This is a genomic window from Variovorax sp. GW821-FHT10D07 (assembly GCF_059415325.1).
Window position 1 is genome coordinate 1,029,869 of the sequence record NZ_JBWKMZ010000002.1, and the last position, 18,409, is coordinate 1,048,277.

The following is an 18,409-nucleotide window of genomic DNA, read 5'->3' on the forward strand; positions in this document are numbered from 1 at the left end:
GCCTAGTTGCGCCGCGCCGGCTGCCGATCCCAGGTGCCGGGCGTCACGCCGCGCTCGCGCAGCTTGTACTTCTGGACCTTGCCGTTCTCGGTGCGCGGCAGGTCCTCGAGGATGTCGATGTAGCGCGGCACCGCGAAGTACGGCAGCCGCGCCTCGCAGAAAGCCGCGAGCTCGGCGGGTTCCACCGCCGTGCCGGGGCGCGCGATCAACGCCGCCATCACCTCGTCCTCGGCCAGCTCCGAGCGCACCGGGTAGACCGCCACCGCCGCCACGCCCGGGTGGCTCAGCAGCACCTGTTCGACCTCGAAGGAGGAGATGTTCTCGCCGCGCCGGCGGATCGCGTCCTTGAGCCGGTCGACGAAGCGGAAGGCGCCGTCGGCATCGCGCACCACGCGGTCGCCGGTGTGGAACCACAGGTTGCGCCAGGCCTCGACGGTCTTGGCCGGCATGTTGAAGTAGCCGCTCGCGAAGGCATGGGGCTCGCTCGCGCGCAGCAGCAGTTCGCCGGCCTCGCCGTCGGGCAGCTCGACGTCGTGCGCGTCGGCCACGCGCGCCTCGAAGCCCGGGCGCACCCAGCCCATCACGCCGCCGCGCGCGGAATCGGGCGCGGTGCTGATGACGAAGTTGGTCTCGGTCGAGCCGTAGCCCTCGAGCAGCCGGACGCCCGTGCGCTCCAGAAAGCTCTGCATCGCATGCGCCGGCACGCCCGGGCCCAGGCCCACGCGCACACGGTGCCCACGCTCGCCCGGCCCCTCGGGCTGGGCCAGCAAGATCGGCACCATCGCGCCCAGCAGGTAGACCACCGTGGCCTCGTGCGCGCGCATCGACTCCCAGAAGCCCGAGGCCGAGAAGCGCGCCTCGAACACCACGCGGCAGCCGGTGATCGCGGCCTGCGCGAAGGTGTTGAGCGCATTGATATGGAACAGCGGCAAGGTGGTGCACAGCACGTCGTCGGCGCCCACGCCGAGCACGGCCGCGCTGTTCACGCCCCACCAGTAGTACTGCGCATGCGGGCAGGTCACGCCCTTGGCCGGGCCGGTGGTGCCCGAGGTGTAGAGGATCGCGAGCGTGTCGCCCGGCTGCACCTCGGCCGCGGCGATCGCCTCGCCCTCCGCCGGCCAGGCCTTCACCTCAACGCCCTCGAGCGCGATCTCGCCCTCGCCGATCACCCACACCGTGCGCAGCGCGGTGCGCGCGAGGTCGACGCCGGCCAGCCGGTCGAGGAAGGCGCTCTCGATCACCAGCAGCCGCGCCGCGCTGTCGGCCAGGAAGTACTCGATCTGAGGCGCCATCGAGGCGGTGTTGATCGGCACCATCGCAGCACCCAGCCAGCCGCAGCCGCCGAGCGTCTCGAGCACCTCGAGCCGGTTGCCGCTCATCAGCGCGACGCGGTCGCCACGTTCCACGCCCGCCGCGGCCAGCGCGCCGGCGCGCGATGCGGCGGCCGCGCGCGCATCGGCGTGCACCCATTGCCGCCCCGCGATCGCGAGCAGCGGCCTGTCGCCGAACAGCGCCGCCTGCCGCTCGAGCATCGCCGGCAAGGTGCGGCGCGCGGGCGGCAGCGCGGGCGGCTCAGTCCTCATCGTGCGTGCCCCCGCCGAGGTAGGTGGCCTGCACGCGCGGATCGCAGGCCAGGTCCTGCGAGGCGCCATCGAGCGCGATCTCGCCGGTTTCCAGCACGTAGCCGTGGTCGGAGGATTCGAGCGCGGCGCGCGCGTTCTGCTCCACCAGCAGGATCGACACCCCGTCCTCGCGCAGCTTGCGCACGATCGCGAGGATGTCGCGCACGATCAGCGGCGCCAGCCCGAGACTGGGCTCGTCGAGCATCAGCAGGCGCGGCGAGGACATCAGCGCGCGCCCCACGGCCAGCATCTGGCGCTCGCCGCCCGAGAGCGTGTCGGCGCGCTGCGCGCGGCGCTCGGCCAGCCGCGGGAAGCGGTCGTACACGCCCTGCAGCCGGCTCTTGAGCACGCTGCCGCGCAGCCGGCGCGAGAAGGCACCGAGCTGCAGGTTGTCGAGCACCGAGAGTTCGCCGAACAGCTCGCGCTTCTCGGGCACCAGGCACAGGCCGCGCTCCACGCGCGCCTCCACGTCGAGGCCGTGCAGGTCCTCGCCCTCGAAGCGCAGCACGCCCTTCGAGGGCAGCAAGCCCATCGCGGCCGCGAGCAGCGTGGTCTTGCCGGCGCCGTTGGGGCCGATCACCGAGACGATCTGGCCCGGCCGCATCGCGAGCGACACGCCGCGCACCGCGTCGACCTGCCCGTACGAGACATGCAGGTCGCCGATCTCCAGCATCGGGGTCGTCGTGCTCATGCCACGCTCCCCAGGTAGGCCGCCTGCACCCGCTCGTCGGCACGCACCGCGGCCGGCGCGCCCTCCACCAGCTTGGCGCCGAAGTTCATCACCACCAGGCGGTCCACGAGTTTCATCACGAAGTCCATGTCGTGTTCGACGATCAGAATGGTCACGCCCTCGTCGCGCAGCTTGCGCAGCAGCTCGCCCAGGGCCATCTTCTCCTTGCGGCGCAGGCCGGCCGCGGGCTCGTCGAGCACCAGCAGCACCGGGTCGGCCGCGAGCGCGCGCGCGATCTCGAGGATGCGCTGCGTGCCCAACGGCAGGCTGCCCGCGAGCTCGTGCGCGCGGTCGCCCAGGCCGATGCGCTCGAGCTGGCGCTGCGCCTCCTGCAAGATCTGCCGCTCCTCCGCGCGATCGAGCCGCAGCCCCGCGCGCAGCACGCCCGAGCGCGTGCGCGAATGCGCGCCCAGCGCCACGTTGTCGAGCAGGCTCATCTGCGGGCGCAGCTTCACGTGCTGGAAGGTGCGCGCCAGCCCGAGCCGCGCCACCTCGCGCTGCGGCATGCCGGCGATGTCCTGGCCCAGGAAGCGCACGCTGCCCGAGGTCATCGGCAGGGTGCAGGTCAGCAGGTTGAACATGGTCGACTTGCCGGCGCCGTTGGGCCCGATCAGGCCCACGATCTCGCCGGCCGCCACATCGAAGCTCACGTCGTTGACCGCCACCAGCCCGCCGAAGCGCTTGACCGCGCCTTGCACCGAGAGGATCGGCGTGCCGCGTGCCGGCAGCACGCGGTGCGGCAGCGGTTCGACCGCCGCCAGCGGCGCAGCGGGTGGGCGCGCCGCGCCCGGGCCCTTGCGCCCGCGCAGCCGCCGCACGAAGCCCATCAACCCGCCGCGCGCGAAGTGCAGCAGCGCGATGAACAGCACCGCGAAGGCCACCGCCTCGAGCTGGCCGGCGCGCTGGGTGATCAGCGGCAGCACGTCCTGCAGCCCGTTCTTGAGCACCAGCACCAGGCCCGCGCCCACCAGCGCGCCGACCAGGCTGCCGAGCCCGCCGGCCACCGCCATCAGCAGGTACTCGATGCTCGCGCGCACGTCGAAGGGCGAAGGGCTCACGAAGCGGTTCATGTGCGCATAGAGCCAGCCCGCGAGCCCGGCGAACAGCGCCGCCGTGACGAACAGCGACAGCCGCACGCGGTAGGCATCGGCGCCCACGCTCGCCAGCAGGGTCGCGCCGCCGCGCAGGCTGCGGATCGCGCGGCCCGGGCGCGAGCGCAGCAGGTTGTGGCTGAACAGGAAGGCCAGCCCGACGATCGCCCAGATCAGGTAGTACATGGCGCGCGGATCGGCCAGCGACCAGCCGCCGATGAACAGCGGCGGGATGTTCGACAGCCCGGTGTGACGGCCCAGCGCATCGACGTTGCCGAACAGCATCGCGATCGACAGCCCCCAGGCGATGGTCGACAGCGGCAGGAAATGCCCGCCCAGGCGCAGCGTGAGCAGCCCGATGGCCAGCGCCGAGAGGCCGGTCAGCAGCAGCGCGAACAGGAGGCCGATCCAGGGCGAGTAGCCCTGGGTGGTGCTGAGCCAGGCCGTGGCGTAGGCCGCGATGCCGACGAAGGCCGCCTGCCCGAAGGAGGTGGCGCCGCCCACGCCCGTGAGCAGCACCAGCCCCAGCGCGACCAGCGCGCCGATGCCGATGTCGTTGAGCAGCGAGACCGTGAAGCTGCCGAACAGCGCCGGCACCACGGCCAGCGCGGCGATCACCACGGCGCAGAGGATCAGGGGACGGCGGTTCATTGGTCCACCTCCTCTTCTTCCTCTTCCACGTGCCGCGCCATGAACGAGCGCAGCATCAGCACCGGGATCAGCAGGCTGAACACGATCACGTCCTTGAGCGCGCCGCTCCAGAACGAGGCGAAGCTCTCGACCACGCCGACGGCCAGCGCGCCGATGGCGGTCATCGGGTAGCTCACGAGGCCGCCGATGATCGCGGCCACGAAGGCCTTGAGGCCGATGATGAAGCCCGAGTCGTAGTACATGGTGGTCACCGGCGCGATCAGCACGCCGATCAGCCCCGCCAGCAGCGAGGCGCAGCCGTAGGCCAAGAGCGCGGTGCGCGCGGGCCGGATGCCGACCAGCCGCGCGCCGACGCGATTGACCGCGGTGGCGCGCAGCGCCTTGCCCATCACGGTGCGTTCGAACACCAGGAAGAACAGGCCGCTGAGCACGATCGCCGAGCCCACCATCAGGATCACCTGGCCGCTGACGGTGAAGCCGTCGCCCAGCGTGAGCGTGCCCGAGGCCAGCGGGCTGGTGCGCGAGCCTTCCGGCCCGAAGAACAGCAGGCCCAGGCCCGACAGCAGGAAGTGCAGCGCCAGCGAGACGATCAGCAGCACCAGCACCGAGGCATCGGCGATCGGCTGGAACACCACGCGCGCCAGCAGCGGCGCCACCGGCACCACCAGCAGCACCGACACCGCGAGCTGCACCGGCGCCGGCACGCCGGCACTCGCCGCGGCCCAGGCGATGGCGCAGGGCACCAGCGGCAGCACGCCCCAGGCCAGCACGGCCTTCGGAATGCGCCGCGCCTCGCCGCGCCGCACCAGGCTGCCGACCTCGGTCAGCACGGCCAGCGCCGCGAGCACGGCCACCAGGCCGATGGTCGGCGGCAGCTTGCCGGTCTCGAAGGCCGCCAGCGTCAGCGCGGCGAAGGCCGCGATGTCGCCGAAGGGCACGAAGACCACCCGGGTCACCGAGAAGATCAACACCAGGCCGAGCCCGGCCAGCAGGTAGATGGCCCCGTTGGCCAGCCCGTCGATGCCCAGGATGAGGGCCACGTCCCAGGTCATTGCACAGTCCTTCGCTTCGTCATCGCTCTCGCTTCTCGCTTGCTTTGGGTGGATGGAGGATGGAGGACGCCGCGCTCAAGGCGCCAGCTTCCATTGACCCTTGTCGAGCTTCACGATCACGCGCGCGCGCTGGTCCACGCCGTAGAGATCGCCGGGCTTGAAGTTGTAGACGCCGTGCGTGCCCACGACCTCCTTGGTGCTGAAGATCGCGTCGCGCAGCGCGACCCTGAACTCGGGCGTGCCGGCCTCGGCCTTCGTGAGCGCGCGCGCGGCCGCATCGGCGAACACCAGGTAGCCGTCGAAGGAATAGGCCGAGAAGGCGTCGCTGGTGGGCGCGTTGTTGACCTTCTGGAAGATGCTGCGGAACTCGAGGCCGATCTTGCGCGTGGGATGGTCGGCCGGCAGCTGCTCGGCGACGATGATCGGGCCCGTGGGCATCAGCGCGTCCTGGCCGGCGGCGCCGACCACGCGCACGAAGTCGGGGTTGATCAGCCCGTGCTGGCCGTACACCTTGCCCTTGAAGCCGCGCTCCTGCAGCGCGAGGAAAGGCAGCGCGCCCGGCGTGCCGGCGCCGCCGGTCATCACGGCCTCGGGCTTCATCGCGAGCAGCTTCAGCACCTGGCCCGTGACCGAGGCGTCGGCGCGCGCATAGCGCTCGTTGCCCAGCACCTGGATGCCGGCGGCCGGCGCGGCCTTCATCAGCGCGGTGTAGACCAGGTCGCCCCAGGCGTCGGAGAAGCCGATGTAGCCGACCGACTTCACGCCGTCCTTCTTCATGCGCTCGACCACCGCGTCGATCATCAGTTGCGTGGGCTGCGCCACCGTCATCACCCAGCCGTTCTCGGCCGGGTCGAGCAGGATCGGCGTGAGCCCGATCATCGGCACCTTGGCATCGCGCCCGACCTGCGCCATCGCGATCGCGGCCGGCACGCCCGAGGTGCCCATCAGCACGTCGACCTTTTCCTCGTCCACCAGCTTGCGCGCATTGCGGCCCGCGGTGGTGGGGTCGGAGCCGTCGTCGAGCACGATCAACTGCACCTTGCGGCCGTTGATCTCGCCCTTGTAGGCCAGCGCGGCCTGCATGCCCTTGGCATAGGGCACGCCCAGCGAGGAGTTCGGACCCGACAGCGACACGCTCAGGCCGACCTTGAGGTCGGCCGCGAAGGCGGCGGCGCCGAGGCCGGCGGCCAGCGCGAGCACGGCGGCGTGGCGAAGGGACTGCATCAAGCGGGTCATGTCGAAGCTCCTGGAGGAAAGGTGGGGAGTGGAACGAGGGAGGGAACTAGATGAAAAGCTGGATGGCCGGCAATGCCTGGCCCGGGTTGAGCAGGTCGACGCGCTTCTCGCGGATGCGCCAGCCGTCTTCGATGCGCACCAGCCGATGGCGGTAGCTGCCGGTGAGCAGCACTTGCGACTCGCCGCGCGCCTCGATGTAGATGAAAGGGGTGCGCAACACGACCTCATCGCCTTCGTCGACCTCCGGCACCGAACGCTGCAGCACATGCTGGCAATGGCTCGCGGGATGCTGCGAATGCGCGCGCGGGTTCTTCAGCCGGTCGACGCGCAACTGCAGCAGCAGCCGGTCCTCGCAGGCGATCGCGTTGTGGCTGCGCGCATCGGCCTGCGCCGCGCCGAGCAGCGGCACCCAGTAGAGGCATTTGGCGTCGTAGAGCGCGAGCCAGTCGTCGAAGCGGCGCGCGTCGAGCAGCGCCGCCTCCTGCACCACCAGGTCGATGGCATCGTTCATGCGCCCTCCCCCTGCTCGCCCATGAACTTCGCCCAGGCGCGGAACTGGTTGCGCATCAGCAGCTCGTTGGTGCCGTTGGTCTCGGCCGTTCCCTGCGCGAGTTCGGCCGGGTCGAAGTCGCGGTGCAGGCTCACCCACTCGTTGCCCTCGCCGCGCAGGCCCTTCTGCATGCTCTCGAACAGGTGCACGTCGTCGTGCGCCACCACCGACATCGGCGAGAACACGAGCCGGTTGTAGTTCATCGAGCGCTCCAGCAGCAGCTCCGGCGCGCCCTCGGCGCGGAAGCTCCACGCCTCGATCAGCGTGCGGTCGACCGCGAGCGGGCGGATCACGCGGATCGCCTGCGGCGAGCCCTTGACCGAAAGGCTCGGGAACAGCACCGAGTTCTGCGGCGAGCGCTGCAGGATCTCGGTGGCGCGCTCCTCGCCGTGCGCGGCGCGCATCGCGGCCTCGTAGCCCGGCAGCTGCGCGTAGTTCGAGTGGATGCTGAAATGGATGCCCAGCACGCTGTGGCCGTTGGGATAGACGCGCCCGCCCATGCGGTCGAAGAAGTCGTAGCCCGCGCCGAAGGGCAGGATCTGCTCCATCGCCATCGGCTTGGCCGCCTCGGGCTCGGCCGCCGTGATGCCGGCCCACAGCCCCTCGGCCGCGGCGGTGGCCGACTCGTGCGTCGACATCGGATGCACCGTGTCGTTGATGTTCTCGAGATACATCTTCCAGTTGCAGTGGACGATGTTGCGCAGCACGCCGCCGGCCACCGTGAGCCGGCCCTCTGGCGAGCGGTCAACCATGTTGTCGATGGCATGCAGCACGCCGCCGAAATAGTCCTCGAAGCTCGGGCCCTGCGGCGACAGGCGCACGAACACGAAGTCGCGGTGGACCGCAAGGCCCGCCACGGGCGACAGCCCGCGTCCCGACTCGCATTGCGCCAGGCCGGTGTTCTCGTAGCCCGACTTCAGCGGCAGCGCGAGCGGCGCGCCGTCGAGCTTGTAGGTCCAGGCGTGGTAGGGGCAGCGGAAGAACTTGCCGGCGTTGCCGCGCTCGTCGCTCACGAGCTGGCTGCCCTTGTGGGCGCAGCGGTTGTAGAACACCCGCAGCGCGCCATCGGCCTGCCGCACCATCACCAGCGGCCGGCCCGCGAGCTCGAGCGTGCGGTAGTCGCCGGCCCGCGGCACCTCGCTCGCATGGCCCGCGAACAGCCAGGTGCGCGCGAAGAAGCGCTCCTGCTCGAGCGCGAACAGCTCCTCGCTCAGGTAGACGTCGCGGTGCACGCGCCGGTCCTCGACCAGCGCGCGGATCGCCTCGGGGTGTTCGCGGTAGCGGCTCATGGCGTGCGTCAGGTGCGGGCGCTCAGGGCACCAGCTTCCACTGGCCCTTTTCCATGCGCACGATCACCACCGCGCGCTCGTCCGAGCCGTAGCGGTTGTCGGGCTTGAAGTTGTAGATGCCGTGCGTGCCGACCAGCTCCTTGGTGCTGTTGATGGCATCGCGCAGCGAAGTGCGATAGGCCGGCGTGCCCGGCTCGCCCTTGGCGCGCGCCGCGGCGTTGGCCAGCAGCAGGTAGGCGTCGTAGGTGTACGACGAGAAGGCATCGACCGGCGCCGCGCCGTGCGCCTTCTGGTAGGCCGCGCGGAAGTCCATCGACACCTTGCGGATCGGGTTCGCCGCATCGAGCTGCTCGGCCACCAGCACCGGGCCGCTGGGCACCTGCAGGCCCTCGATGGACTTGCCGCCCACGCGCACGAAGTCGGCGTTGATCAGGCCGTGCGTGCCGTAGATCTGGCCCTTGTAGCCGCGCTCGGCCAGCGCCAGGTAGGGCAGCGCGCCGGGCGTGCCCGAGTTGCCCGCGAACACCGCGTCGGGCCTGGCCGCCACGATCTTCAGGACCTGCCCGGCCACCGAGGAATCGCTGCGCGCATAGCGCTCGTTCGCCACCACCTTGATGCCGGCCGCGGCCGCGCTCTTCATCAGCGAGTCGTAGGCGAGGTCGCCGAGCGCGTCGGAAAAGCCGATGAAGGCCACCGACTTCACGCCGGCCTGCTGCATGCGCTTGACCACCGCCGCCACCATCAGCTCGAAGGGCTGCGAGACCGAGACGGTCCAGACGTTCTCCGGCCCCGGCAGCGACACCGGCGTGGGCGAGATCAGCGGCGTGCCGAGCTCGCGCGCCACCGCCGCGATCGCCATCGCGCCGGGCACGCCCGAGGTGCCGATCAGCACGTCGACCTTGTCCTCGGTCACCAGCTTGCGCGCGTTGCGCCCGGCGGTGGTGGGATCGGAGGCGTCGTCGAGCACGATCAGCTCGACCTTGTGGCCGGCGATGGTCGGCTGCTGCGCGAGCGCGGCGCGGATGCCCTTCTCGTAGGGAATGCCGAGCGCCGAGACCGGGCCCGAGAGCGAGCTGATGACGCCGACCTTGAGGTCGGCGGCGAAGGCCTGGGCCGCGGCGAGCGAGACGGCCGCGAGCGCGGCGATGCGAGCGAGTTTCATGGGGGGTGGTGTCTTTGGGAGAAAGGAAGGGATGCGCCGCGCGAAGGGCCGTGCTCAGGGCACCAGCTTCCACTGGCCCTTGTCGAGCCGCACCACCACGCGCGAGCGGTCGTCGGAGCCGTAGCGGTTGTCGGGCTTGAAGTTGTAGACCGAGTGCGTGCCCACCAGCTCCTTGGTGCTCACGATGGCGTCGCGCAGCGCGAGGCGGAACTGCGGCGTGCCGGGCTCGGCCTTGGTGGCGAGCGCGCGCTGCGCGGCGTCGAGGTAGATCAGCCAGGCATCGAAGCTGTAGGCCGAGAAGGTGTCGGTCGGCGGCGCGCCGTTGGCCTTCTGGAAGGCGGCGCGGAAATCGAGCGCGATCTTCTTCATCGGGTTGGTGTCGGGCAGCTGCTCGGCCACCACCACCGGGCCCGTGGGCGCGAGCAGGCCATCGACCGAGGGGCCGCCGACGCGGATGAAGTCGGGGTTGATCAGCGAGTGCATGCCGTAGATCTTTCCCTTGTAGCCGCGCTCGGTCAGCGCGAGGTAGGGCAGCGCGCCGGGCGTGCCCGAGGCGCCGGTGATGACGGCATCGGGCCGCAGCGCGACGATCTTCAGCACCTGGCCGGCGACCGATGAGTCGCTGCGCGCATAGCGCTCGTTGCTCACCACCTTGATGCCGGCCGCGGGCGCGGCCTTGTTGAGCGCGTCGTAGACCAGGTCGCCCCAGGCGTCGGAGTAGCCGATGTAGGCCACGCTCTTCACGCCCGCCTGCTTCATCTTCTCGACCATCGCGCCCATCATCAGCGGCGCGGGCTGCGGCAGCGTCACCATCCACGCGCCCTCCTCGCCCGGCAGGTCGGCGTTGGCGATCGAGATCAGCGGGGTCCTGGTCTCGCGCGCCACGCCGGCGATGGCCAGCGAGCCCGGCGCGCCGGCGGTGCCGATGATGACGTCGACCTTGTCCTCCTCGATCAGCTTGCGCGCGTTGCGCGCGGCGGTCGAGGGATCGGAGGCGTCGTCGAGCGCGATCAGCTGCACCTTGCGCCCGCCGACTTCGGACTTGTAGGCCTGCGCGGCCTTGATGCCCTTGTCGTAGGGAATGCCGAGCGAGGACACCGGCCCCGACAGCGAGGTGATGAAACCGACCTTGAGGTCTGCCGCCCAGGCGTTCGATACCGCGAGCGCACCCGCGGCCACGGCGAGGCCCGCGAGGGCACGGATTCGGGTCATGACTGTCATGCTTCTTCTCCTGGGAGTGAGGGGGGTGGGTGACGGGAACTCGGTGGTGGGGATTCAGAGCGCCAGGCTGCCGACGCTGGTGCCGCCGCAGACGTAGAGCACCTGGCCGGTGACGAAGCTGTTGGCGGGGTCGGCGAAGAAGCGCACGGCGCGCGCCACGTCGGCCGATTCGCCGAGGCGGCGCACCGGCACGCTGGCGGCCAGCGCGCGTTCCTTCTCGCTGCCGGCCTCGACGACGTCGTAGAACATGTCGGTGCGGATCGGCCCGGGCGCGACCACGTTGACGGTGATGCCCTCGGGCGCGAGCTCGAGCGCCCAGGTACGCGCCATGCCCAGCATGCCGGCCTTGGTGGCCGAATAGCTGGTGCGCGTGGCCAGGCCCAGCGCGGCGCGCGACGACAGCAGCACCACGCGGCCGAAGCGGCGCGCGCGCATCGCGGGCAGCGCGGCCTGCACGAGCTGGATCGCGCAGCCCAGGTGCAGGTCGACCAGCGCGTCGAGGTCGGACAGCTGGACTTCGGGCAGCAGCGCGGCGCGGATCACGCCGGCGTTGTGGACCACGGTGGTCACCTCGAAGCGCGACACGAGTTCCTTCGCGGCCTCGGCCGTGGCCGCGCGGTCGGCCAGGTCGACCTCGATGCTGTGCAGCTTCGGATGGTCGATCTCGGCCTTGCGGCGCGCGAGCGAGACGACCTCGTAGCCCTGCTCGAGCAGGTCGAGGCAGATGGCCTTGCCGATGCCGGCGCTGCCGCCGGTGACGACGGCGGTCTTCGGTGCGTCGCTCATGCAGGTGCTCCCACCAGTGCGAGCACGCGCAGCGGGCTGCCGCTGCCCTTCTCGATCTTCAGCGGCGGGCAGATCAGCATCGCGCCCGCGGGCGGCAGCAGGTCGAGGTTGCTCAGGCACTGCAGGCCGTAGCGACCCGCGCCGTGCATGTAGTAGTGGCAGGGGTACGGCGGGCGCAGGTGGTAGCCCTGGCCGGCATCGGTGCCGATGGCCTCGGAGCCGAAGCCCAGCACGTCGCGCTGCTCGACCAGGAAGCGCACGGCCTCGGTGCTCGGGCCCGGGGTGTGCTGGCCGGTCTCGTCGAAGTTCTGGTAGGCCTCGGGGTCGTGGCGCTTTGACCAGTCGGTGCGCATCAGCACCCAGGCGCCGGCCGGGATGCGGCCGTGCTTCGCCTCGTAGTCCTCGATGTCCGCGGGCGTGAGCAGGTAGTCCGGATCGTCCTTGACCTGGGGCGAGCAGTCGATGACGCAGGCCGGCGCCACGAAGTGCTGCACGGGGATGGTGTCGACGGAGTTGTTCGGCAGGTCGCGACCCGAGATCCAGTGGATCGGCGCATCGAAGTGGGTGCCGGTGTGTTCGCCGCAGGAGAAGTTGTTCCAGTACCAGCCCGGGCCGCGTTCGTCGTACTTCGAGACTTCCTCGATGCGGAAAGGCCAGCACTGGCCCATCTCGGGCGGCAGCGCGATCTGCGGGAACTCGGGCGTCAGGGTCTGGGTGAGGTCGATCACGCGGATGCCGCCGCCGGCCAGGGCGCCGGCCAGGCCCGCGAGGATCTGCGCCGGGGTGAGCGTGGGGTTGCTGGTGGTCATCGGGGAGCGCTCCTGTCTCTTTCTGTCTTCAGCTGCCGCCGGCCGCGAGTTCGCGTTCCAGCACCTTGGGGTTGTCGCGCCAGCGCTCGAGCCACTCCTGCGCCACGTCGCCGGGGTAGACGTCTTCCACGCCGTCGCGCAGCGCCTTCACGATCGCGCTCGCGAGCGCCGGGGCGCCGAGCTTGGGCGGCGGCATGTGCTGGTTCCACTCGTCGTCGATCGGGCCCGGGAACACGTTGACGACCCGGATGCCGGCCGGCCGCATCTCGGCGCGCAGGCACTGGGCGAGCGAATAGGCGGCGGCCTTCGAGGCGCTGAAGGTGCCGTGCGCCGGGTAGTTGCTCAGCGCGTAGATCGACAGCAGGTTGACCCAGGCGGTGGCACCGGTGGCGCCATCGGCCGAGCGGCCCTTGAGCGCGGGGCCGAACTCCTGCGCCAGCCGCAGCGCGCCGAAGTAGTTGATGTCCATCTCGGCCTTGGCCACGTCGGTGCCGCGCCGCGAGGCGATGCCGAAGGTGCGGTGCACTTCGGCGTTGTTGATGACGATGTCGACCTTGCCGCCGATGGAGCCCGCGAGCTCGGTCACCTGCCGGCCGTTGGTGAGGTCGAGCGGCACCAGCGTGACCTGCGGCAGCGCGCCGATGTCGTCGAGGCCGTCGCCGAGCTTCTTCCAGGGTTCGGCATGGCCGACCCAGACGATGTCGGCGCCGGCCTTCACGAGGGCGCGCACGATCGCCTGCCCGACCTCGGTCTTGCCGTCGGTCACCAGCACCTTGCGGAACTTGGGGTCGCTGGTCATTTCTCTGAGCATCTTGTCGTCGGCCATGTGTGCACTTCCTTGGTTCGGGAATCCGATCAGTACCGCCTGTCCCGCGCGGTCGAGCCGCGCGCCCACCTTGACGCGCGAGGGCGCCTCGCCGACCTCGCCGTGCAGGTGCACCATCAGCGTCGGGCCGGCATCGAGGTGCACCAGGCCCAGCCGCCAGGGCAGCCGTTCGCGGAAGAACAGGTCGTTGCTGTGATGCAGCGTGGTGCTGCTCAGCAGCTCGCCCTCGCCGTCCTGCTCGCGCCAGGCGAGGTGCGGCGACAGGCACTTGTGGCAGGCCGCGCGCGGCGGGTACTGCACGGTGCCGCAGTCCTCGCAGGTCTGCAGCTCGAAGCGGCCCTCGGCCGCGGCGGCGGTGATGCCCAGCGCGATGCGGCCGCGCTGCCAGGGCGGCAGGTTCATCTGCCGCGTGCGCAGCACGGGGTTCTTGCGCGGGGGGCGCATGAGGGGCATGGTCATTGGCTTCTCCCCAGGAGGACGGCGCCGGTGCACAGGCAGCGGTCGTAGGTGACCATGCCGAAGCCGGCCACGAGGCCCAGCTTGGCGTCGGGCACGCGGCGCGCGCCCGCGGTGTCGGTGAGCTGGCGGATGGTCTCGGTCATGCCGAGGAAGCCGCCCGCGGCACCGGCCTGACCCGCGGACAACTGGCCGCCGCTGGTGTTGTTGGGAAAGCTGCCTTCGCAGGTCATGGTGTGCGAGCGCACGAAGGCCGGGCCCTCGCCCTTCTCGCAGAAGCCCAGGTCCTCGAACTGCATCATGGCGATCACGGGATAGTCGTCGTAGGTCTGGATGAAGTCGACCTGCGCGGGCGCGGCGCCGGCCTGGGCATAGAGGTCGTCGCGGTCGCGGCGCCAGCCGCCCTGCACCATCACCGGGTCTTCCGAATAGGCGTTGTGGCGCTCGATGGCGCCACGGATCGCGACGTGCGCAAGGCCGAGGTCGCGCGCACGCTCCTCGCTCATCACGAGGAAGGCCTCGGCCCCCGCGCAGGGCATGACGCAGTCGAACAGGTGCAAGGGCTCGGCGATGGGCCGCGCGTCCATGTATTCGTCGAGCGTGAGCGGCTTCTTGAACATGGCGTTGGGATTGCGCAGCGCATTGGCGCGCTGGTCCACCGCGATGCGCCCGAAGTCCTCGCGCTTCGCGCCGAAGCGCCGCATGTAGTGCGCGGTGATCATCGCGAAGATCGAATTGGGCCCGCCCGATCCGTAGGGATAGGTGGCATCGCGCGCGAAGTTGCTGAAGCTGCCGAGGGTCTGGCGGAAGGAGTCGACATGGTTGGTGTCGGCCGCCACGCAGGCCACGACATCGGCATCGCCACTCTGCACCGCGCGCGCGGCACGGCGCAGGCACATCACGCCCGAGGCACCGCCCGTCGGTACGTGGTCGAGCCAGCGTGGTGAGAGGCCCAGGTGCTGGGTGACGCCTACTGCGGTGTCTGGGGCGAGCGAGAAGCTGCTGATGCAGAGGCCGTCTATTGCGTCTTTGTCTACTCCGCTGTCCTTGACGAGAGCCTCGATGGCCTGGCCGAGAAACCAATGGGCGGTGAGCGTGGAGTAACGCTGGTAGGGCACCGTGACGGGGACCGCTACGGCTACGCCTTCGTAGGATTGGCGGTGGGTCATTGTGTTGGTTCCACTTTGTTCGGGCTGGGGCGCGTGCACAGGACAGCGGGTACTTCCCTCCGCGAATGTCCCCCGCCTTCGGCTCCTCCTTTATTTCGCTGCGGGAAGCACCCACTGCCCTGTGCACGTGGGCGCAGTCGTTGTGCGGGCCGGTTCAACCGCCCTGCCCCAAGCTCACGCCGATGGGGTACTCCCCGCAGCGAAATCAAGGAGGAGCCCGAAGGGCGGGGGACATTCGCGGAGGGGAGTACCCCGTCGGCGTGAGCCCGCCCCGAACGAACAACGCAGAGGATTTCCATAGTCACCCCTGCCTCTTCTTCAACCCACGCGTATCGATGCAATGCACCTGCCCAGGCAACCCCTGGGCCAGCACACGCAACTCCCCGCGCTGGATCTTTTGAGAAGCCGTGAGCGGCAGTGCATCGACAAACGCCACATAGCCAGGCGCCTTGTAGTAGGCGAGTTGGTCGAGCGCATGCGCCACGATGCTCAGCGCCATGGCGGAACGGGCATCCACGCCCACCGCCTCGTGCAGCACGATGCAGGCCAGCACCTCGTCGCCGCGCACCGCATCGGGCGTCGCGGCCACGGCCGAACTCTTCACTGCCGGGTGCTGGTTCAGCACGCTCTCGACCTCCACCGCCGAGATGTTCTCGCCGCTGCGGCGGATCACGTTCTTCTTGCGGTCGACGAAGCACAGGCCGCCGTCGGATTCGCGGCGCACCATGTCGCCCGTGTGGAACCAGCCATCGGCCCAGGCCTCCTGGGTCGCAGCTTCGTCCTTGAGATAGCCCGAGAAGAAATAGCGGCGCGGATCGGGACCCGCGCTGCGCACCAGCAGTTCGCCCGGCGTGCCCACCGGCACGTCCGCGCCGGCCTCGTCGACCAGCCGCAGCTCGACGAAATCCTCGGGCCGGCCGAAGCAGCTCGTGCCGATGTGGCGCGGCTCGTGGTTCGCCATCACGCAGGCGGCAGCGCCCGTCTCCGTCATGGCCCAGGCCTCGACCAAGGGGAAGCCGAAGCGTTCCTCGAACACGCCATGGTTGCGCCGGTCCACGCCGGCACCGAAGGCCCAGCGCACCGCGTGCTCGCGGTCGGAGGGCGACGCGGGCGCGGCCAGCAGCATCGCAGGCATCACGCCGAGGTAATGGACGATGGTCGCGCCGGTCTCGCGCACGCTGTGCAGCCAGCTCTTCGGATGGAAGCGGTCGAGCTGGATCAGGCAGCCGCCGGCCACCAGGATCACCATGGTCGAGAAGGCCATCGCGTTCACGTGGTTGAGCGGCAGCGGCGTGATGATCCGCTCGCGGTCGCGGCGCACCTCGCACACACCGTCGAGCCCCGCATACCACTCGCCCGCGCGGATGAAGTATTCATTGCCCAGCATGCAGCCCTTGGGGCGCCCGGTGGTGCCCGAGGTGTAGAGCAGCGCGCATTCGGTGTTCGGGCCGACGGGTTCGTGCGCGCGCGGTGCGCGGCTGCGGGCCGGCGGCACTTCGGGGTCCGAGGCCTGCATCACGTCGAGCGTGGCCCCTTCGCGCTGCGCCGCCGCGCGCAGGTCGTCGGCGCGCTGCGGCAGGCTCACCGCGAGTTCGATCCCGCTGTGGCCGATCAGGTAGGCCAGCTCGGCCGCGCGCATCTCGGCATTGATCGGCACCACGCTCACGCCGAGCGCATTGAGCGCGAACCAGTGGTACAGGAAGGCCGGCCGGTTCTCGAGCAGCAGCCCGACGCGGTGGCCATGGCCGTAGCCCGCGCGTGCATAGGCCTCGCGCAGCCGGTCGACCTCGGCCGCGGCCTCGCGCCAGCGGATGCTGCCGGCCTCGATGCCATAGCTCGCGGCCGTGACCGGCTCGACGCACAGGAACTCGGCCTCGGGCGTGCGCGCCGCCGAGGCGGCGAAGGCGGCATGGACGGTGGGATGCGTCATCACGGTCGTCCGTTCAGATGAAGAGCTGCACCGCGGGCAATGCCGCGTCGCAGTTCAGCAGGTTCACGCGCTTGAGCGTCATGCGCAACGCGCCGTCCTGCCACAGCAGGTGATGGAAGAAGGTGCCGACGTAGAACTGCAGCTCGTCGCCCTGGCACTCGGTGTAGTGGAACTCCGTGCGCACCACGTAGCGATTGGCGGCCTCGTCGAACTCCTCGACCGTGGGCGCCTGCAGCAGGTGGTGGCAGCGGCTCGGCGGCTGCTGCGAGAAGGCGCGCGGGCTCTTCAGGCGCTCGATGCGCAGCTCGCGCAGCAGCTTGTCCTCGTACATGTGCGAGGTGTGGTTGATGCCGTCCTCCTGGTCGGGAATCAGCGGCACCCAGTAGAAGGCCTCGTCGGTGAAGAGCGCATTCCATTCCTCGTAGCGCTTGGCGTCGAGCAGGCGGCACTCGCGCACCACGAAGTCGACCAATTGCTGGTGCGTGACGGCGGCGCTCATCACATCGTCTCCGTCATGTAGCGGGCCCAGCTGCGGTACTGGTTGCGCATCGGCAGTTCGCTGGTGCCGACGGTGGTGGCCTCGCCGCTGCGCTCGGCCTCGCCGTCCTCGAAGTTGCGGTGCAGGCTTACCCACTCGTTGCCGCTGGCATGCAGGCCGGCCTGGATGCCGCGGTAGGCCTGCAGGTCGTCGTGCCCCACCACCGAGAACGGCGAGTTGATGAGCCGGCTGTACATGGTGGTGCGCTGCAGCAGCTCGGGCGGCGCGCCCTTGAGGCGGAAGGTCCAGCTCTCGACGATCGACATCCCGGCCGAGACCGGCTTGACCACGCGGATCGCCTGGATCGCGCCCTTGATCGTGAGGTTCGGGTAATAGACCGTGTTGTGACGCGCCATGCCGAGGATCTGCGCCGTGCGCTCCTCGCCGTAGCGGGCCTTCATCGCGTCGTCGTACGCGGGGATCGCCTTGTACTTGCTGTGGATGCTGAAGTTGACGCCCGTGAAGCTGTGGCCGTTGTCGTAGGTGCGAACGCCCATGTCCTCGAAGAACTTGTAGTCCGACATGAAGGGCACGAACTGCTCGATCGCCATCGGCTTGGGCTCGTCGGCGGGCTTGCCGGCCCACATGGTCTTGGCGGTGCCGGCCGAGGACTCGTGCGCCACCATCGGGTGCATGGTGTCGTTGAGGTTCTCGACGAACATCTTCCAGTTGCACTGGTGCGTGAAGCGCAGGCAGCCGCCGGCGATCTCGAGCTCGCCCTCGGGCGAGCGGTCGGCCATGTTGTCGATCGAGCTCAGCGAGTCGCCGAAGTACTCCTCGAACGAGGGTCCGACATCGTTGATCTTCACGAAGACGAAGCCGCGGTAGCTGCGCACGCCGGCCACCGGCACCAGGCCCTTGGAAGCCTCGCAGTCGTGCAGCTGCGTGCCCTCGTAGCCGTTCTTCAGCGGGATCGACAGCAGCGAGCCGTCGGTCTTGAAGGTCCAGGCGTGATACGGGCAGCGGAAGAACTTGCCGGTGTTGCCGCAGGGCGCGCTCACCAGCCGCGAACCCTTGTGGGCGCAGCGGTTCATCAGCACGCGCACGCTGCCGTCGGCATGGCGCACCACGATCAGCGGTCGGCCCGCGATCTCGTTGGTGATGTAGTCACCGGGCTTGGGCAGCTGGCTCTCGTGGCCGACGTAGTTCCAGGTGTTGGCGAAGAAGTGCTCCTGCTCGAGCGCGAAGATCTCCTCGCTGATGTAGAGATCGCGGTGCACGCGGTCGGGCCGCACCAGCGCGCGGACCGCGTCGGGATTGCCTCGGTAGCTGGTCATGCGTGGACTCCTTG

16 protein-coding genes are annotated in these 18,409 nt (G+C 70.1%); all 16 read right to left on the reverse strand.

Annotated elements, in window-relative coordinates:
• Positions 1–2 precede the first annotated feature (2 nt).
• Entirely contained in the window at positions 3–1,583 is a 1,581-nt protein-coding gene (locus tag AC07PU_RS10105; protein WP_495317127.1) for an ATP-dependent acyl-CoA ligase, read from the reverse strand.
• A complete protein-coding gene (locus tag AC07PU_RS10110; RefSeq protein WP_296781600.1) occupies positions 1,573–2,313 on the reverse strand; it encodes an ABC transporter ATP-binding protein in 741 nt (246 codons plus the stop codon). Before AC07PU_RS10110 ends, AC07PU_RS10105 begins: the two co-directional genes overlap by 11 nt.
• The gene (locus tag AC07PU_RS10115; protein WP_495317129.1) at positions 2,310–4,094 is read right to left on the reverse strand and encodes a branched-chain amino acid ABC transporter ATP-binding protein/permease; all 1,785 of its coding nucleotides are present in this window, start codon (positions 4,092–4,094) and stop codon (positions 2,310–2,312) included. The genes AC07PU_RS10110 and AC07PU_RS10115 overlap by 4 nt, the downstream gene beginning before the upstream one ends.
• Positions 4,091–5,146: a branched-chain amino acid ABC transporter permease gene (locus AC07PU_RS10120; RefSeq protein WP_057590616.1), complete on the reverse strand. Its 1,056-nt coding sequence runs from the start codon at positions 5,144–5,146 to the stop codon at positions 4,091–4,093. Before AC07PU_RS10120 ends, AC07PU_RS10115 begins: the two co-directional genes overlap by 4 nt.
• A 75-nt stretch (positions 5,147–5,221) precedes the next feature.
• Positions 5,222–6,382, reverse strand: coding sequence for an ABC transporter substrate-binding protein (locus tag AC07PU_RS10125; RefSeq protein WP_398497455.1), 1,161 nt, complete (start codon positions 6,380–6,382; stop codon positions 5,222–5,224).
• A 46-nt stretch (positions 6,383–6,428) separates the two neighbouring features.
• Positions 6,429–6,893 carry an aromatic-ring-hydroxylating dioxygenase subunit beta gene (locus AC07PU_RS10130; protein ID WP_495317132.1) on the reverse strand — a complete coding sequence of 155 codons (465 nt, stop codon included), beginning with the start codon at positions 6,891–6,893 and terminating at the stop codon, positions 6,429–6,431.
• The gene (locus AC07PU_RS10135) at positions 6,890–8,221 is read right to left on the reverse strand and encodes an aromatic ring-hydroxylating dioxygenase subunit alpha (protein ID WP_495317134.1); all 1,332 of its coding nucleotides are present in this window, start codon (positions 8,219–8,221) and stop codon (positions 6,890–6,892) included. Before AC07PU_RS10135 ends, AC07PU_RS10130 begins: the two co-directional genes overlap by 4 nt.
• 22 nt (positions 8,222–8,243) lie before the next feature.
• The gene (locus tag AC07PU_RS10140; RefSeq protein WP_209541225.1) at positions 8,244–9,383 is read right to left on the reverse strand and encodes an ABC transporter substrate-binding protein; all 1,140 of its coding nucleotides are present in this window, start codon (positions 9,381–9,383) and stop codon (positions 8,244–8,246) included.
• A gap of 54 nt (positions 9,384–9,437) precedes the next feature.
• On the reverse strand, positions 9,438–10,604 hold the full coding sequence (locus tag AC07PU_RS10145) for an ABC transporter substrate-binding protein (protein ID WP_093348963.1): 1,167 nt from the start codon (positions 10,602–10,604) through the stop codon (positions 9,438–9,440).
• A 54-nt stretch (positions 10,605–10,658) separates the two neighbouring features.
• Complete coding sequence (locus AC07PU_RS10150) at positions 10,659–11,390, reverse strand: SDR family NAD(P)-dependent oxidoreductase (RefSeq protein WP_495317137.1); 732 nt, start codon at positions 11,388–11,390, stop codon at positions 10,659–10,661.
• Positions 11,387–12,199, reverse strand: a complete 813-nt coding sequence (locus AC07PU_RS10155) for a cyclase family protein (protein WP_093348958.1) — start codon at positions 12,197–12,199, stop codon at positions 11,387–11,389. The genes AC07PU_RS10150 and AC07PU_RS10155 overlap by 4 nt, the downstream gene beginning before the upstream one ends.
• 28 nt (positions 12,200–12,227) lie before the next feature.
• Entirely contained in the window at positions 12,228–13,484 is a 1,257-nt protein-coding gene (locus AC07PU_RS10160; RefSeq protein ID WP_495317140.1) for an SDR family NAD(P)-dependent oxidoreductase, read from the reverse strand.
• Positions 13,481–14,650: a thiolase family protein gene (locus AC07PU_RS10165; protein ID WP_093348952.1), complete on the reverse strand. Its 1,170-nt coding sequence runs from the start codon at positions 14,648–14,650 to the stop codon at positions 13,481–13,483. Before AC07PU_RS10165 ends, AC07PU_RS10160 begins: the two co-directional genes overlap by 4 nt.
• A gap of 301 nt (positions 14,651–14,951) precedes the next feature.
• The gene (locus AC07PU_RS10170) at positions 14,952–16,580 is read right to left on the reverse strand and encodes an AMP-binding protein (protein WP_495317143.1); all 1,629 of its coding nucleotides are present in this window, start codon (positions 16,578–16,580) and stop codon (positions 14,952–14,954) included.
• 13 nt (positions 16,581–16,593) lie between these two features.
• Positions 16,594–17,079 (reverse strand): aromatic-ring-hydroxylating dioxygenase subunit beta, encoded by a 486-nt coding sequence (locus tag AC07PU_RS10175; protein WP_093348946.1) that lies wholly within the window; start codon positions 17,077–17,079, stop codon positions 16,594–16,596.
• Positions 17,079–18,395 carry an aromatic ring-hydroxylating dioxygenase subunit alpha gene (locus AC07PU_RS10180; protein WP_057590628.1) on the reverse strand — a complete coding sequence of 439 codons (1,317 nt, stop codon included), beginning with the start codon at positions 18,393–18,395 and terminating at the stop codon, positions 17,079–17,081. The genes AC07PU_RS10175 and AC07PU_RS10180 overlap by 1 nt, the downstream gene beginning before the upstream one ends.
• Between the last annotated feature and the right edge of the window lie 14 nt (positions 18,396–18,409).